The organism is Streptomyces sp. NBC_01689 (assembly GCF_036250675.1).
Classification (GTDB): Bacteria; Actinomycetota; Actinomycetes; order Streptomycetales; family Streptomycetaceae; genus Streptomyces.
In genome coordinates this window covers 3,561,304-3,577,591 of sequence record NZ_CP109592.1, presented here as the reverse complement: position 1 = coordinate 3,577,591, position 16,288 = coordinate 3,561,304, and the positions used below count along the sequence as shown (strand labels likewise).

The following is a 16,288-nucleotide window of genomic DNA, read 5'->3' as shown; positions in this document are numbered from 1 at the left end:
CACGATGTACGCGATATCGCTGGGCGACGACGGCGCGGAGCTGCGCCCCCTGGAGCCCTGGCACGCGGAGGAGTTCCTCGCCCATCTGGACCGGGGACGCGAGTTCATCGGCCAGTACATCCCGTTCGGCTCGGGCGCCACGGACGTGGCCTCCGCGCGGGAACTGCTCCAGCGCTACGCCGACCAGCGTGCCGCCGACACCGGGTCCCTGCACGGCCTGTGGCTGGAGGGACGGCTGGTGGGCGGAGTGCTCTTCCTCAACTTCGACGCGGCACGCGGCAACTGCGAGGTCGGCTGCTGGCTGGAACCCGCCGGCACCGGGCGGGGCCTGGTCACGCGCGCGATGCGGCTGCTCATCGACTGGGCCGTCGAGGAACGCGGGATCCACCGGGTGGAGTGGATCGCCGCCTCGGCGAACGAGCCGAGTGTGAACGGCGCCCGGCGGCTGGGAATGACCCGGGACGCGGTGCTGCGGGAGAGCTTCCCCCACCGGGGAGTACGCCTCGACATGGAGGTCTGGTCGGTGCTCGCGCCCGACTGGCGGGCGGCCCGCGCGGGGACCGGCGGCTGAGCGCCGCCCGGCGGTCACCGACGCGTACGCCGATCGTTACCGGACAGCACAGGGATCATTAAGACACTTCTCAGACTCCGTCCGTACGGTGCGGGACATGGGAACGAAGACAGTTGACGAAGCCGTGGACGCGAACGGCACCGAGGCGAAGAGCGACAAGGAGACCCCGCAGGTCACCGGTACCGAGGAGACGCCGGACGGCGCGGCCGTGACCGGGGCGGAGGCACCGGCCGAGACCGAGCACGAGGCCGAGGCCGAGGCCGAGGAGCAGGACGGCACCGAGGACGGTGCCCCGGCGGACGAGGACCTCCTCGTGGCCGCGGAGAAGGAGGCCACCGGCGTCGGCCAGGGCGCCGCCGCCGTCGTCTCGGCCGGACTCGGCATCGTGTCGCTCACCGGCAGCTGGGTCGCCACCGTGGCCGCCGCCCGGGAGACCCTCGTCGGACAGCTCCAGACCTCGTCGTCCGCGAGCGTCGCCACGCAGGTCAAGGAGGTCTACGGCGATGCCTGGGCGACCACCGCGCTCGTCGGCGGCCTCTTCGCGCTCGCCGCGCTGATCGGCGGCGTCGTGGTCCTCGTCCGGCCCGCCTTCGGAGCGCCCGGCAGGCCGCAGGCCCCGTGGATCAAGTCGGTCGCCTGGGCGGGCGTCTCGCTCGGCGTCGTCGGCCTCGTGCTCGCGGTCGCCAAGTACTCCGACCTCCTGCTGGGACTGCCCTCCACCAAGTGAACCCCCGTACGTCTGAGGGGCCTTAGGGCCGGCGCGGCTCATCTGCCGCCGCCCTAAGGCCCTTCGCGCGTCGAAGATGCGGCACTCTCCCGATGTGACGCACCCCCCTGGGGGACGAAGGTTGAGGCATCGCACGGAGCGATGCGGAAACCGGCTTCTTCACGAGGGGTACGAGATGTTCGAGTACGAGATCCACCAGATCCGATCGGCCGAGCTGATCCGCGAGGCGCAGAACCACCGGCTGGTGACGGAGGCCCTGCGCGGCCGTCGTGCCGACCGACGCGGCGCCGGCCACCGGTCCGGCCGGAACGACACCGAGGGGCAGGCGCATAGCCGGGGTCCTCGCCGGCACCGGTTCGCCCGCGCCGCGTGAACGCCGGGCCCAGGGGGGCCGCCCGTACCGAGGGCGGCCCCCCTCCCACACCCGGGGAGGCCGGCCGTACAGGGGTCGGCCGGCCTCCCGGAAGAGCGCTCGCCCCTCTCCCGGCACCCGGGTCCGCGCCGACGGCCGGCCACCCGATAACCGGTGCCGCTCCGTCGGACCGTTGTGCGATGCTCGGGCCCGTGGAGACCAGATCCGTCAGCCCCGTGTTCGTCGGCCGCGCGGACGAACTGGGCGTCCTGCGCGAGGCGCTCGCCCGTGCCGCCGGCGGCAGCGGTGCCCGGACGCCGGGAACCGGGGAACCGCAGGCGCTGCTCCTCGGTGGCGAGGCCGGGGTCGGGAAGACCCGGCTGATCGAGGAGTTCGCCACCGTCGCCGACCGCGAGGGCGCCGTCTTCGCGGTCGGCGGCTGCGTCGAGATCGGTGCCGACGGGCTGCCCTTCGCCCCGTTCTCCACCGCCCTGCGCGCCCTGCGCCGCCTGCTCCCCGACGAGCTCGCCGCGGCCGCCGCCGGACAGGAGGACGAGCTGGCCCGGCTGCTGCCCGAGCTCGGCGAGACGGACCGCGGCCGGCGCCCCGACGAGGAGGGCATGGCCCGCCTCTTCGAACTCACCGCCCGGCTCCTGGAACGCGTCGCCGCCGACCGCACCGTCGTCCTGGCCCTGGAGGACCTGCACTGGGCCGACGCCTCCACCCGCCACCTGCTGGCCTACCTCTTCCGCACGCTGCGCAGCGGGCGCCTGGTCGTCGTGGCCACCTACCGCGCCGACGACATCCACCGCCGCCACCCGCTGCGCCCCCTGCTCGCCGAACTGGACCGGCTGCGCACCGTCCGCCGCATCGAACTCGGCCGCCTCACGCGCGCCGAGGTCGGCCGCCAGATCGCCGGCATCCTCGCCCACGAACCCGACCCGGCGCAGGTCGACGAGATCTTCGAACGCTCCGACGGCAACGCCTTCTTCGTCGAGGAACTCGCCGTCGCCGCCCACCAGGGCTGCCGCACCGGCCTCACGGACACACTGCGCGACCTGCTCCTCGTACGCGTCGAAGGGCTGCCCGAGAGCGCCCAGCGCATCGCCCGGATCGTCGCCGAGGGCGGCTCCACCGTCGAGTACCGGCTGCTCGCCGCCGTGGCCCGGCTCGCCGAGGACGACCTCATCGACGCACTGCGCGCCGCCGTCGGCGCCAACATCCTGCTCGCCTCACCCGGCGGCGACGGCTACCGCTTCCGCCACTCCCTGGTCAGGGAGGCCGTCAGCGACGACCTGCTGCCCGGCGAACGCTCCCGCTTCAGCCGCCGCTACGCCGAGGCACTGGAGGCCGACCCCACCCTCGTCCCCGCCGACGAGCGCGCCACCCGCCTGGCCAGCTACTGGTACCACGCGCACGACGCCGCCAAGGCCCTGCCCGCCGTCCTGGACGCCTCCGTCGAGGCCCGCTGCCGGCACGCCCACTCCGAACAACTCCGGCTCCTGGAGCGGGCCATGGAGCTGTGGGAGGCGGCCCCGGAAGCCGTACGGGCCGCCCTGCGCCCCGTCGACTACGTGGAGGTGTTCCCGCCGTGCGGCCACGACCCGGCCGCCCCGGACCTCCCCGCACCCCTGCGCTATCTCGACCTGATGGCCGAGGCCGCCGTCGCGGGACGGCTGTCGGGGGAGCGCGAACGGGCCCTGAAGATCACCAAACGGGCGCTGCACGTCCTGGAGGACGGGTGCGATCCGCTGCGCGCCGCCTGGTTCTGGGTCCAGCGCTCCCGTCTCGTCACCGCCCAGGCGCGCGGCGACGGGTGGCAGGAACTCGCCACCGCCCGGGACCTGGTGCGCGGTCTGCCCCCGTCGGAGGTGCACGCCGAGGTGCTCTCCCTGGTCGCCGCCTGGTGCATGCTCCACGAACCGGGCCCCGGAGCCCTGTTCGCCGCAGAACGGGCCGTGGAGTACGCCCGTATGGTCGGCGCCCGGGACATCGAACTGAACGCCCGGCTCACCCTCGGCGGCCTCATGGTCGACGCGGGCGACATCGAGGCCGGCATCACCGAGATGTACCGGGTCAAGGAGCAGGTGCCGACGCACGGCGCCTCCCTCGTGGCGGGCCGCCTGCACATCAACCTGCCGTCCCACCTGGAGTCGGTCGGCCGCTCCCGCGAAGCCGTCCCGATCCTCCGCCAGGGCACCGAACTCGCCCGGCGGAACGGACTGGTGGACACCGAGGCCTGGGTGTGGGGCAACCTCGCCGAGTCGCTCTGCTCACTCGGCCGCTGGGACGAAGCCGCCGAGGCGGCCCGGAACGCACTGGGCGTGGGAGTCAGCGGAAAGCCGTCCGGCAGCGGCGCCCTGCGCCTCGCCGACCTCGCCGTGGAGCGCGGTGACCTCGCCGAGGCGGCCCGCCGGCTGGAGGCCGCCCGCGCCCACTTCGGCACCCACGACCCCATGCCGCAGCACGCCCTGCCGCTGGCGCGCAGCACGATCCGCGTCGCCACGGAACAGGGCCGGCTCCTCGACGCCCGGACCACCCTGGAACAGGCACTGGAGGGGGGCTTCCCGCCCGGCACCCAGCGCTACGGGTGGCCCCTGCTGCTCGCCGCCGCCACCGCGGAGGCCGACGCGCGCGGACTGCCCGCCGCCGAGGCGGGGCGCGACAAGACCGTGGGCGGCGTGCGGGAGGCCGCCAGGACACTGGCCACCGGAGCACCGGTCTGGCACGCGTACGAGCGGTGGGTGCGCGCCGAACTCCGGCGCGCCGAGGGCCTGTCCGACCCGCACGACTGGACCGAGGTCGTGTCGGCCTTCGAATGCCTGGAACGCCCCTACGACCTCGCCCGCGTCCGTCGCCGCCTCGCCGGCTCGCTGCTGGCCGCGGGCGCGGGCGAGGAGGAGCGGGCCCGTGCCACCGAGCTCCTGAGGCTGGCCCGGGCCGCGGCCGACCACCTCGGCGCCCGGCCGCTCGTCGACGCCGTCGAGCTGCTCGCCCAGCGGGCCCGGCTCGCCCTGGGCAAGGCCCCCGGTCCCTGCGCCCCGGACCCCGTCGACCCGGCCCGGGCCCTCGGGCTCACCGGCCGGGAACGCGACGTGCTGCGTCTGGTCGCGGCCGGCCGCAGCAACCGGCAGATCGCCGAGGAGCTCTTCATCTCCCCGAAGACCGCCAGCGTCCATGTGTCGAACATCCTGGCCAAGCTCGGCGTCTCGGGCCGGGGCGAGGCGGCGGCCCTGGCCCACCGGCTCCGGCTGTTCCCCCAGGAGACCCCCACTGCCCGGACGGCGGGCTGAGGCATACGCTGGCGGGGACCCGCGCCGAGGGAGTCGCCGTGTTCAACATGTTCGACGAGATCTTCGCACCAGGACGCAAGCACACCGAGGACGAACGCAAACGGCTCGAACTGACCCGCGTGGACCTGAACGACGGCGACCCGGGCCGCGGTCCCATAGACCTCTCCTCGGGCAAGGTGGTCGTACGGCCTCCGGAACGGGAACGCGATGAGCCGCCCGGGCCGACGGAGCCCGCGTCGTCCGACCCGCATCGACCCCTCCCCGAGCCGGAGGGACCCGCGCCCGACCCGGAAGAAGCCTCCAGCGGTCCGGACGGCCCGCGAGACCGCTGAGCTACTTCACCTCCAGCTCCAGGACGCGGTCGTCCCCCTTGCCGGGGCTGCCCCGGCCGTCCGTCTCGCTCGTGACCAGCCAGAGCCTGTCCCCGCCCGCCGGAACCACCGTGCGCAGCCGCCCGTACCTGCCCTTCAGGAAGGACTGCGGAGCGGCGGCGGCCCGGGTGCCCGCCAGCGGGATCCGCCACAGCCGCTCGCCCTTGAGCCCCGCCATCCAGAGGGAACCCCCGGCATAGGCGATGCCGCTGGGGGAGGCGTCGTCCGTGTGCCACTGGGCGACCGGGTCGTGGTACTTCGGATCGCCGCTCCTGCCCTCGACGACCGGCCAGCCGTAGTTGTCCCCGGGCTTGATCTGGTTCAGCTCGTCCCAGGTGTCCTGCCCGAACTCCGAGGCCCACAGCCGCTGCCTGTCGTCCCAGGCGAGACCCTGGACGTTGCGGTGTCCGTACGAGTACACGACGGAACCGACGAACGGGTTGCCCGGCGCCGGATCCCCGTCCGGCGTCATCCGCAGGATCTTGCCGCCCAGCGCCTTCCTGTCCTGGGCCAGCCCCCGGGTGCCCGTCTCACCCGCCCCCGCGTACAGCATCCCGTCCGGGCCGAAGGCGATCCGGCCGCCGTTGTGGATCATTCCCTTGGGAATGCCCTTGAAGATCGTGTCCGGTGCGCCCAACTGCCCGCCGGGGGGCTTCCGGGGGTCGTACAGCATACGGACGATCCGGTTGTCCGAAGCCGTCGTCAGGTACGCGTAGACCATGTGGTCCGAGGCGTAGTCGGGGGAGAGCGCGATACCGAGCAGGCCGCCCTCCCCGGCGGGGGCCACCCCCGGCACCTGGCCCAGCTCCGTTGTCCTGCCGGTCTTCTCGTCCACCCGGGTGATGGTCCCCTCGTCCCGCGAGGAGACGAGAAGACCGCCTTCCGGCAGCGGCGCGAGACCCCAGGGCGACTTGAGGCCCTCGGCGACCGTGCGCACCACCTTCACCGAGCCCTTGGCGGGCGCGGCCGTGCCGGTCGGCCGCGGCGAGGACGCCGAACCCGTGACCGGACCGCTCACGGACGGGTCAGGACCGCCCGTCGCCGATCCGCCTCCCGAGCCGCCCGAGGAACAGCCGGCCGTCACCACCAGCGCGGCCGCGGCCAACGCGGCCTTCACCACTCGACGTTGCACGATCAGAGGTCCCTTCGACGTGGCGGTCCTACTGTTCATACACCGCTCACGTCCCGCGGGTTCCCGATCGGGAACACCCGACGCGCGGGAGGCCGGAGAGACGGCCGGAGGCGGTCGCCGCGCGAGCGGGCCGCGGGCCGGGGGACAGTCAGTCCCACGACCCCTGCGCTCCGGGCAGCCCGGCCACCTCCGCCAGATCCTCCGCCGTCAGCCGCAGCCCGGCCGCCCCCGCGTTCTCCGCCGCCCAGCGCGCCCGCTTGGCCCCGGGCACCGGAACCACCTGCCGGCCCCGGGAGAGCACCCAGGCCAGCGCCACCTGGGCCGGGGTGACCCCGTCCCCGTGCCGTCGGGCGACCCGCCGCAGCCCGGCGACGATCGGCTGGTTGGCGGCCATCATCTCGGCCGTGAAGCGGGGATGACGGGCCCTCACGTCATCGGGCTCGAAGCCCCCGCCCGGTGTCAGCGTCCCGGTCAGGAAACCGTTGCCGAGCGGCATCGCCGCCAGGAAGCCCACACCGCGCGCGGCGCACCACGGCAGCAGCGCGTCCAGCGCCTCCGTCGACCAGACGGACAGCTCGGCCTCCACCGCGCTCACCGGGAAGACCTGCTGCAGCCGCTCCAGCTGCCGGATCGTTCCGTCGTGCGGCCGCCCGTCGTGCGGCCGTCCGGCAGGCGACCGCCCGTCGTGCGGACGCGCCCCCGGACGCCGGGCGGACCGCGCGCCGACCGCGCACAGCCCGAGCGAGCGCACCTTTCCGGCCGCCACGAGATCCGCCATCGCACCCCAGGTCTCCTCGACCGGAACCTCGGGGTCCGCGCGGTGCAGCTGGTAGAGGTCGATCACGTCCGTCTGCAGCCGGCGCAACGACGCGTCGCAGGCCCGCCGCACATAACCCGGACGCCCATTGGCCACGAGGTGCTGCTCACCCACCAGCAGCCCCACCTTCGTCGACACGAAGGCCTCGGCACGCCGTTCCCGCAGCGCCCGCCCCACCAGCAGCTCATTGGTGAAGGGCCCGTACATGTCGGCCGTGTCCAGCAACGTCGTCCCGAGGTCGAGCGCCGCGTGCACCGTGCGCAGCGACTCCTCACCGCGCTGCCGCGAACCGGTGTACGCCCAGCTCATCGGCATGCACCCGAGGCCGACCGCCCCCACCTCCAGCGTCGCCGCGCCGATCGTCCTGCGCTCCACCTGGCCGTGACCCTCCCTCTCCTGCCACCCCAACCTAACGTCTGCGCGTCCCACCCCCTGACATAGCCTCCTGAGCATGACTTCCGATGTGTGGCTTCCCTTTCACGCCGACGATCTCAAGGGCCTGCCCGAAGGCCTCGACTACCGCTTCTGGAACGGCGGTCAGGAGTTCCCCGCGGACCCGGCCGACTGCGTCTTCTACGTGGTGCCCTACATGAAGCCGCCCGCCGTGGGCCGGCGGCCGATGGCCGAAATGACCTCCGTACAGGCCGTGCAGACCCTCTCCGCCGGGGTCGACCACGTCCTGGAGGGCGTCAAGTCCCTGCGGCCCGGGGTGCAGTTGTGCAACGCCAAGGGGGTGCACGAGGCGAGCACCGGCGAGCTCGCCCTCACCCTGATCCTCGCCTCGCTGCGGGGCATCCCCGACTTCGTACGGGCCCAGGACAAGGGGGAGTGGCGCACCGGGTTCCGTCCCGCGCTCGCCGACAAGTCCGTGCTGATCGTGGGATACGGGTCGATCGGGTCCGCGATCGAGGACCGGCTCGTGCCCTTCGAGGTGGCGCGGGTGGCGCGCGTCGCGCGCTCCGAGCGCACCACGGCGCGCGGTCCGGTGCACCCACTCACGGAACTTCCCGCGCTGCTCCCCGAGGCCGACGTCGTGGTGCTCTCCACCCCCCTCACCGACAGCACGCGCGGACTGGTGGACGCCGAGTTCCTGGCCCGTATGAAGGACGGCGCGCTGCTGGTCAACGTCGCCCGCGGCGCGGTCGTCGACACCAAGGCCCTGCTCGCGGAGCTGGAGAGCGGACGCCTCACCGCCGCCCTGGACGTCACCGACCCCGAGCCGCTGCCCCTGGGGCACCCTCTGTGGCAGGCGCCCGGCGTGCTCGTCAGCCCGCACGTCGGCGGCCCCACGTCGGCGTTCCTGCCGCGCGCCGAGCGGTTGCTGGTCGGTCAGTTGACGCGGTTCGTGAACCGGGAACCGCTCGCCAACGTGGTCCTCACCACGGGCACGTAGTCGCCGCCGGCCGCGGCTCCGCCCGGACAGTGGGCACCCTCCGCGTTCCCCCGGATGCGGCTCGTGTCCGCATACCCGCTGGTCGTCACAGAGCGTAGAGGAACTATGTCCCTGAGTGACGAGACTGGTGTATCGTCCGGACAGGGGCTGCGCCGCGCACCGTTCGGCGCCGGGGATGGACATTCGGACTGCGAGGGGGGCGACGGGCGATGCACGGCCTATGGACGAACGATCCGACGCGGCGGGGCCGCCGACGACCCTGGCGCGCGGCCGAGCGCGGACGGGCCCACTGCGGCCACGGCGGCCATCACCACCGCAGGCACGGCGCCCGCAGGAGGCACGCACACCCAGCGTGCCCGGAGCAGCGGGACCCCGCTGTGCGGACCGGGTGGGACCGGTGAGTTCCCCCGGGGCGCTGCTGGCCCGCCGTCCGGTACCCGGCGGCGGCACGGGTCTGGTCTCCCAGCTCGTGCTGGCCCTGGTGTGCGCGGGATACGCCGTCGGCTCCGCCCTCGGCTGGGGCTCGCCGGATCTGGCCCTGATCATGGGCGACTTCGGACTGAGCGCGGCCGCGGGCGCCGCGGCCGTCTCCTGCTTCCTCTACGCCCACCACCGGCGCAGCCGCTTCCGGCCCGCCTGGCTGCTCTTCGGACTCTCCTCCGCCATGGCCTCGCTGGGCAACGGCGTCTGGGGGTGGTACGAGATCGTCCTGGAGCGGCAGGTCCCGACCCCCAGTTTCGCCGACATCTTCTTCCTGTGCTTCGCCCCGCCGGCCATCGTGGGGCTGCTCGTGCTCGCCAAGAGGCCGGTGACCAGAGCCGGTTGGATCTGTCTGGCGCTCGACGCGTGGCTGATCGGCGGTTCCCTGATCACGCTCTCCTGGAGCCTCGCGCTCGCCCAGGCCGCGAAGTTCGACGGGCCGAGCGTCGCGCACACCGCGCTCTCCCTGGCGTACCCCCTGCTGGACATCGCCCTGGTGAGCATGGTGCTGGCGCTGCACTTCCGGCGCTCCTCGCTGAACCGCTCGGCGGTGAACACCGCGATCGGGGCGCTCGCCCTGACCGTGATGTGCGACGCCCTGTTCACCTCGCCCCTGCTGCACAACAACTACCACTCCGGGCAGCTTCTCGACGCCGGCTGGTTCGCCGGCTCGCTGCTCCTCGCCTACGCCCCCTGGGCCGGCGCCCGGCACGGACAGCCGGACCCCGACGAGCACGGCGGGACCGGGCCGCGCGGGACCGGGCGCGGAAGGACGGGCCCCGAAGCGGGCGGACCCGGCGAGGACGGCCCCGGAGGACGTGGACACCGCGAGGACGGGCACGCGCGCGCGGCGCACGGACACCTCCCGGGCCGGCGTCCCGACGGCGCGCACCCCGTGGGGCACCCCGACCCGCAGGAGGCGGGCCACCACCGGTTCGCGGCCCCCCGCCCGATCGCCGGATCGCTGGGCGCGCTCACGCCCTACCTGGCCGCGGCCGTCTGCACCCTGGGGATCCTCTACAACGTCCTCAACGGCCACAGCGTCGACCGCGTGGTCCTCCTCACCGCCGGTCTGGTCGTGCTCGCCCTCGTGGTGCGCCAGGGCATCATGCTGCTCGACAACATCACCCTCACCCAGGAACTGGCCCAGAAGGAGAACCACTTCCGCTCCCTGGTGCAGGGCTCCAGCGACGTCATCATGATCGCGGCGCCGAACGGCATCCTGAAGTACGTCAGCCCCGCGGCCGCCGGGGTCTACGGCCGGGGCGCCGAGGAACTCGTCGGCTCCGAGCTCGCCTCGCTGATCCACCCCGAGGACCTCGGCTGCGTGGTGCACGAGGTACGCCGCTTCCTTGCCGCCAGCCACCTGGACGAGCCCACCACGCGGATCGAGTGCCGCTTCAAGTCCGGCGGGGGCGGCTGGCTCAACGTGGAGTCCACCGTCAACCGCCACCACGGCGGCCTCATCTTCAACAGCCGTGACGTGACGGAACGGGTCCGGCTGCAGGCGCAGCTGCAGCACAACGCCGAGCACGATCCGCTCACCGACCTGCCCAACCGCGCCCTGTTCACCCGGCGCGTCCAGCAGGCGCTGTCCGGCCGCCGCTCCACCGACCGCGGCACGGCCGTCCTCTTCATCGACCTCGACGGCTTCAAGGCGGTCAACGACACGATCGGGCACCAGGCGGGCGACGAGCTCCTCGTCCAGGCCGCCCGCAGACTCCAGGACTCGGTGCGGCACGGCGACACCGCCGCCCGCCTCGGCGGCGACGAGTTCGCCGCCCTGATCGTGGGTGACGGCAGCCGGGACCGGGCCGGCCGGGAGCAACAGATCATGGAACTCGCCGACCGGCTGCGGATCAGGCTCTCGCAGCCCTACGCCATCGAGGGCAACGATGTCCGGGTGGCCGCGTCCATCGGCGTCGGTTTCGCCGAACCGGGACTGGGCGCCGGCGAGCTGCTGCGCAACGCCGACCTGGCCATGTACCGCGCCAAGGCGGCGGGCAAGGGGCGCGTCGAGCTCTACGCGCCCCAGATGCAGCAGGACGTCGTCCGGAAGGCGGAGCTGGCGACCAGACTGCGCTCCGCGCTCCAGGACGGCGAGTTCGCGCTGCTGCACCAGCCGGTGGTCTGCCTGGAGAACGGCCGGATCGCGACGGTCACCGCCCAGGCCCGCTGGCGTTCCTCCCAAGGAGTGCTCTTCACCCCCGCCGAGTTCCTGCGGGTCGCCGAGGACAGCGACCGGACCGCCGAGCTGGGCCGCTGGATGCTGGAGGAGGCGGTCGAGCAGGCCGCCGAGCGGGCCGCGGCGGGGGTCACCGTCCCCGTGGCCGTCCGGGTGAGCGCCCGGCGGCTGCTGGACCGCTCCATGCCCCTCGGCTCCGTGGAGGCCCTGCTGACCCGGCACGGGCTCTCCTCGGGCGCCCTGGTCGTCGAGCTGTCCGACACCGATCCACGGGTCGGCCTGGACGAGCTGGAGCGCCGGCTGAACGCGTTGCGCAGAGTCGGGGTCCGGATCGCCCTGGACGGCTTCGGGGGCGGCTGCGCCGCCATCACGGCCCTCAGAAGGCTCCCCGTGGACGTCCTCAGGCTCGACCGGGGCCTGGTCGAGGGCGTCGTCGAGTCCGCGCGGCTGCACAAGATCACCAGCGGGCTGCTGCGGATCGCCACCGACCTCGGGCTACAGTCCGTGGCCGACGGCGTGGACCTCCCCGAGCAGGTCGTGGCGCTGCGCGCGATGGGCTGTACGCACGGGCAGGGGATGGCCTTCTCCGGCCCCCTCGACGAGTACCGGCTGCGCAGAGCGCTGTCCTCCGGTCACTACCCGGTTCCGCACGGGCCCGCCGAGCCGGTGTTCGCCGGCGGTGGCGCGGGGGTGTATACGAGTGGTGTGCCCGCTGTTCTCGGGGGCGGCACCGCCCTCCGTTCACATAATGAGACTCCCGTCCCACCCACTTGACAGTCGATGCGTGCCGGGGGGAGGGTCAATGCCATGCGCACCCGAATTCTCGTACTTGGAAAGCGCGTCGGCTGAAGCTGGTGATCACCGGACGGACCCGGAACACCCAGCGACCGCACCCGGCGCGCTCCCCTCGCTTGCCTCATGGCACGAGGGGTTTTTTGTTGCACAGGTGCCTGTGACCAACAACCGCACACCGCACAAACCTCGCAAAAATCCTCAGCATCGAGAAGAGAATGACGATGACCGAGCAGGCCACCGGGGCCCACCATCCGCAGCCGCGGCCCCGTTCCGGAGGACAGCCGTCCGCGCCCGAACAGGTGACGGGTGCCAAGTCCCTCATCCGTTCTCTCGAGGAGGTAGGGGCCGACACGGTGTTCGGCATCCCGGGCGGCGCGATCCTTCCGGCCTACGACCCGCTGATGGATTCCCGGCGCGTGCGGCACGTGCTCGTCCGTCATGAGCAGGGCGCGGGTCACGCGGCCACCGGTTACGCACAGGCCACCGGCAAGGTCGGCGTCTGCATGGCCACCAGCGGCCCGGGTGCCACCAACCTCGTGACCCCGATCGCCGACGCGCACATGGACTCGGTGCCGCTCGTGGCGATCACCGGACAGGTCGCGTCCAAGGCGATCGGCACGGACGCCTTCCAGGAGGCGGACATCGTCGGCATCACCATGCCGGTCACCAAGCACAACTTCCTGGTGACCCGCGCCGAGGACATCCCGAAGACGATCGCGGAGGCCTTCCACATCGCCTCCACCGGCCGTCCCGGCCCGGTCCTCGTCGACATCGCCAAGGACGCCCTGCAGGCGCAGACCACCTTCCAGTGGCCGCCCGTCATGGACCTCCCCGGCTACCGGCCGGTGACCAAGCCGCACGCCAAGCAGATCCGCGAGGCCGCCAAGCTGATCACCCAGGCGAAGCGGCCCATCCTCTACGTCGGCGGCGGCGTCATCAAGGCGCACGCCACGGCCGAGCTGAAGGTCCTCGCCGAACTCACCGGAGCGCCCGTCACCACCACCCTGATGGCGCTCGGCGCGTTCCCCGACAGTCACGAACTGCACGTGGGAATGCCGGGCATGCACGGTGCGGTCACCGCCGTCACCGCGCTGCAGAAGGCCGACCTGATCGTCGCCCTCGGAGCCCGCTTCGACGACCGCGTCACCGGCAAGCTGGACAGCTTCGCCCCGTACGCCAAGATCGTCCACGCCGACATCGACCCGGCCGAGATCGGCAAGAACCGCGCGGCCGACGTGCCGATCGTCGGAGACGCCCGCGAGGTCATCGCCGATCTGGTCCAGGCCGTGCAGAAGGAGCACAGCGAAGGACACCGCGGCGACTACAGCGCCTGGTGGAAGGACCTCAGCCGCTGGCGCGAGACGTACCCGCTGGGGTACGAGCAGCCCGACAACGGCTCGCTGTCGCCCCAGCAGGTCATCGAGCGCATCGGACAGCTCGCGCCGGAGGGCACGATCTTCGCCGCGGGCGTCGGCCAGCACCAGATGTGGGCCGCGCACTACATCCAGTACGAGAACCCCGCGACCTGGCTGAACTCCGGCGGCGCCGGGACCATGGGCTACGCGGTGCCGGCCGCGATGGGCGCCAAGGCGGGCATGCCGGACCGCACGGTCTGGGCGGTCGACGGCGACGGCTGCTTCCAGATGACCAACCAGGAGCTCACCACCTGTGCCCTGAACAACATCCCGATCAAGGTCGCCATCATCAACAACGGCGCCCTCGGGATGGTCCGCCAGTGGCAGACCCTCTTCTACAACCAGCGGTACTCCAACACCGTGCTGCACAGCGGTCCGGCCGCCGACGGCAAGCAGCCGAGCGCGGGCACCCGCGTCCCGGACTTCGTGAAGTTGTCGGAGGCGATGGGCTGCTACGCCATCCGCTGCGAGTCCCCGGACGACCTCGACAAGGTCATCGAAGAGGCGAACTCGATCAACGACCGCCCCGTCGTGGTCGACTTCATCGTCCACGAGGACGCCATGGTGTGGCCGATGGTCGCCGCCGGCACCTCGAACGACGAGATCATGGCAGCCCGGGACGTCCGCCCCGACTTCGGCGACAACGAAGACGACTGAGAGAGAGCCGAGTCCCCACCATGAGCACCAAGCACACCCTCTCCGTCCTCGTCGAGAACAAGCCCGGTGTCCTCGCCCGGATCACCGCCCTGTTCTCGCGTCGCGGCTTCAACATCGACTCGCTCGCCGTCGGCATCACCGAGCACCCCGACATCTCCCGCATCACCATCGTGGTGAACGTGATCGAGGCGCTGCCGCTCGAACAGGTCACCAAGCAGCTCAACAAGCTCGTCAACGTCCTGAAGATCGTCGAGCTGGAGCCGGGCGCGGCGGTGCAGCGCGAACTCGTCCTGGTGAAGGTGCGCGCCGACAACGAGACGCGCTCCCAGATCGTCGAGATCGTCCAGCTGTTCCGCGCCAAGACCGTGGACGTCTCCCCGGAGGCCGTCACCATCGAGGCCACCGGCGGCAGCGACAAGCTGGAGGCCATGCTCAAGATGCTGGAGCCGTTCGGCATCAAGGAGCTCGTCCAGTCCGGCACGATCGCGATCGGACGCGGGGCGCGTTCGATCACGGACCGGTCGCTGCGCGCGCTCGACCGTTCAGCCTGAGTCCCGGAACGGGCGGTCGGTCCGCGCCGACCGCCCGTATGCCGAGACCCGGAAACTTTCCTCCCCCCGCCCGCCGTACGGTGGGACGCGACACCGCACACCAAGGAGAACCCCAGTGGCCGAGCTGTTCTACGACGACGACGCCGACCTGTCCATCATCCAGGGCCGCAAGGTCGCGGTCATCGGCTACGGCAGCCAGGGCCACGCCCACGCGCTGTCGCTGCGCGACTCGGGTGTCGACGTCCGCGTCGGTCTGCACGAGGGCTCCAAGTCCAAGGCGAAGGCCGAGGAGCAGGGCCTTCGCGTGGTGACGCCGTCGGAGGCCGCCGCCGAGGCCGACGTCATCATGATCCTGGTGCCGGACCCGATCCAGGCCCAGGTCTACGAGGAGTCCATCAAGGACAACCTCAACGACGGCGACGCGCTGTTCTTCGGCCACGGCCTGAACATCCGCTTCGACTTCATCAAGCCGCCGGCCGGCGTCGACGTCTGCATGGTCGCCCCGAAGGGCCCCGGCCACCTGGTCCGCCGCCAGTACGAGGAAGGCCGCGGCGTGCCGTGCATCGCGGCCGTCGAGCAGGACGCGACCGGCAACGGCTTCGAGCTGGCGCTGTCGTACGCGAAGGGCATCGGCGGCACCCGCGCCGGCGTCATCAAGACGACCTTCACCGAGGAGACCGAGACCGACCTGTTCGGTGAGCAGGCCGTCCTCTGCGGTGGTACCGCGGCGCTGGTCAAGGCGGGCTTCGAGACGCTGACCGAGGCCGGCTACCAGCCGGAGATCGCGTACTTCGAGTGCCTCCACGAGCTGAAGCTGATCGTCGACCTCATGTACGAGGGCGGCCTGGAGAAGATGCGCTGGTCGATCTCCGAGACCGCCGAGTGGGGCGACTACGTCACCGGCCCGCGCATCATCACCGACGCCACCAAGGCCGAGATGAAGCAGATCCTCGCCGAGATCCAGGACGGCACCTTCGCCCGGAACTGGATGGAGGAGTACCACTCCGGTCTGAAGAAGTACAACGAGTACAAGACCCAGGACCAGAACCACCTCCTGGAGACCACGGGCAAGGAGCTGCGCAAGCTCATGTCGTGGGTCAACGACGAGGCGTGAGCCGAACGGCCCAGGGGCCCGGGCGGACCGCTCCGGCCCCTGGGCCCGACCCTGGGTGATGCCCGTGCGCGCGACGTTGTACACACCGTCCAGCCACGGACGAGTGATCCTTCCACAGCGGCGCAAGAAGACCCCTGTTGCGGCACTACACTGCTGCACAACATACGCGTCAGGCCCACAGCGTCGTGCGTCTTCCACGCGGCTCGAGCGACCCCGAAGATCTGCAGGCACGCCCCCGCGCCGCCCGGCACGCAGTCTCGCCGCACCGGATCACAGGCCCGAGTAGCCTCCGCTACGAGAGCCCCGTCCGGCAGACCGAGAGCAGCGTCACCGGACGACGCGAGAACGCACCGGCACCTCCCCGAGGCCGCTGCATCCCTCCACTCGCCCGCGGCCGTCGGGACGGCCGTCCGCATTGGACTTGTGAGGACTCAC

At 72.3% G+C, this 16,288-nt stretch carries 12 protein-coding genes; 10 read left to right on the top strand and 2 right to left on the bottom strand.

Going from position 1 to position 16,288, the window contains the following annotated elements; all coding sequences use genetic code 11:
* Positions 1-4 precede the first annotated feature (4 nt).
* From OG776_RS14975 to OG776_RS14955, 5 genes are all read left to right on the top strand, one after another.
* Entirely contained in the window at positions 5-571 is a 567-nt protein-coding gene (locus OG776_RS14975) for a GNAT family N-acetyltransferase (protein WP_329321070.1), read from the top strand.
* 97 nt (positions 572-668) lie between these two features.
* Positions 669-1,298 (top strand): hypothetical protein, encoded by a 630-nt coding sequence (locus OG776_RS14970; RefSeq protein WP_148010594.1) that lies wholly within the window; start codon positions 669-671, stop codon positions 1,296-1,298.
* Positions 1,299-1,473: 175 nt separating this feature from the next.
* On the top strand, positions 1,474-1,671 hold the full coding sequence (locus tag OG776_RS14965) for a hypothetical protein (protein ID WP_148010595.1): 198 nt from the start codon (positions 1,474-1,476) through the stop codon (positions 1,669-1,671).
* 179 nt (positions 1,672-1,850) lie between these two features.
* The gene (locus tag OG776_RS14960; protein WP_148010596.1) at positions 1,851-4,943 is read left to right on the top strand and encodes a helix-turn-helix transcriptional regulator; all 3,093 of its coding nucleotides are present in this window, start codon (positions 1,851-1,853) and stop codon (positions 4,941-4,943) included.
* 47 nt (positions 4,944-4,990) lie between these two features.
* A complete protein-coding gene (locus OG776_RS14955) occupies positions 4,991-5,275 on the top strand; it encodes a DUF6191 domain-containing protein (RefSeq protein WP_443077362.1) in 285 nt (94 codons plus the stop codon).
* 1 nt (position 5,276) lies between these two features.
* On the opposite strand, the gene OG776_RS14950 is transcribed toward OG776_RS14955, so the two are convergent.
* The gene (locus tag OG776_RS14950; RefSeq protein ID WP_329321065.1) at positions 5,277-6,485 is read right to left on the bottom strand and encodes a PQQ-dependent sugar dehydrogenase; all 1,209 of its coding nucleotides are present in this window, start codon (positions 6,483-6,485) and stop codon (positions 5,277-5,279) included.
* A 109-nt stretch (positions 6,486-6,594) separates the two neighbouring features.
* Complete coding sequence (locus tag OG776_RS14945; protein WP_329321063.1) at positions 6,595-7,638, bottom strand: aldo/keto reductase; 1,044 nt, start codon at positions 7,636-7,638, stop codon at positions 6,595-6,597.
* Positions 7,639-7,714: 76 nt separating this feature from the next.
* Here OG776_RS14945 and OG776_RS14940 point away from each other — a divergent pair, with 76 nt between their 5' ends.
* The 5 genes from OG776_RS14940 to ilvC all read left to right on the top strand — a co-directional run bounded on the left by OG776_RS14940 (position 7,715) and on the right by ilvC (position 15,853).
* A complete protein-coding gene (locus tag OG776_RS14940; protein WP_148010600.1) occupies positions 7,715-8,656 on the top strand; it encodes a 2-hydroxyacid dehydrogenase in 942 nt (313 codons plus the stop codon).
* Between the two features lie 397 nt (positions 8,657-9,053).
* Positions 9,054-12,095, top strand: coding sequence for a putative bifunctional diguanylate cyclase/phosphodiesterase (locus OG776_RS14935; protein WP_187285705.1), 3,042 nt, complete (start codon positions 9,054-9,056; stop codon positions 12,093-12,095).
* Between the two features lie 236 nt (positions 12,096-12,331).
* Positions 12,332-14,188 (top strand): acetolactate synthase large subunit, encoded by a 1,857-nt coding sequence (locus OG776_RS14930; RefSeq protein ID WP_148010602.1) that lies wholly within the window; start codon positions 12,332-12,334, stop codon positions 14,186-14,188.
* A 20-nt stretch (positions 14,189-14,208) separates the two neighbouring features.
* A complete protein-coding gene (gene ilvN / locus OG776_RS14925; RefSeq protein ID WP_148010603.1) occupies positions 14,209-14,739 on the top strand; it encodes an acetolactate synthase small subunit in 531 nt (176 codons plus the stop codon).
* Positions 14,740-14,854: 115 nt separating this feature from the next.
* Complete coding sequence (gene ilvC / locus OG776_RS14920; protein WP_148010604.1) at positions 14,855-15,853, top strand: ketol-acid reductoisomerase; 999 nt, start codon at positions 14,855-14,857, stop codon at positions 15,851-15,853.
* Positions 15,854-16,288 lie beyond the last annotated feature (435 nt).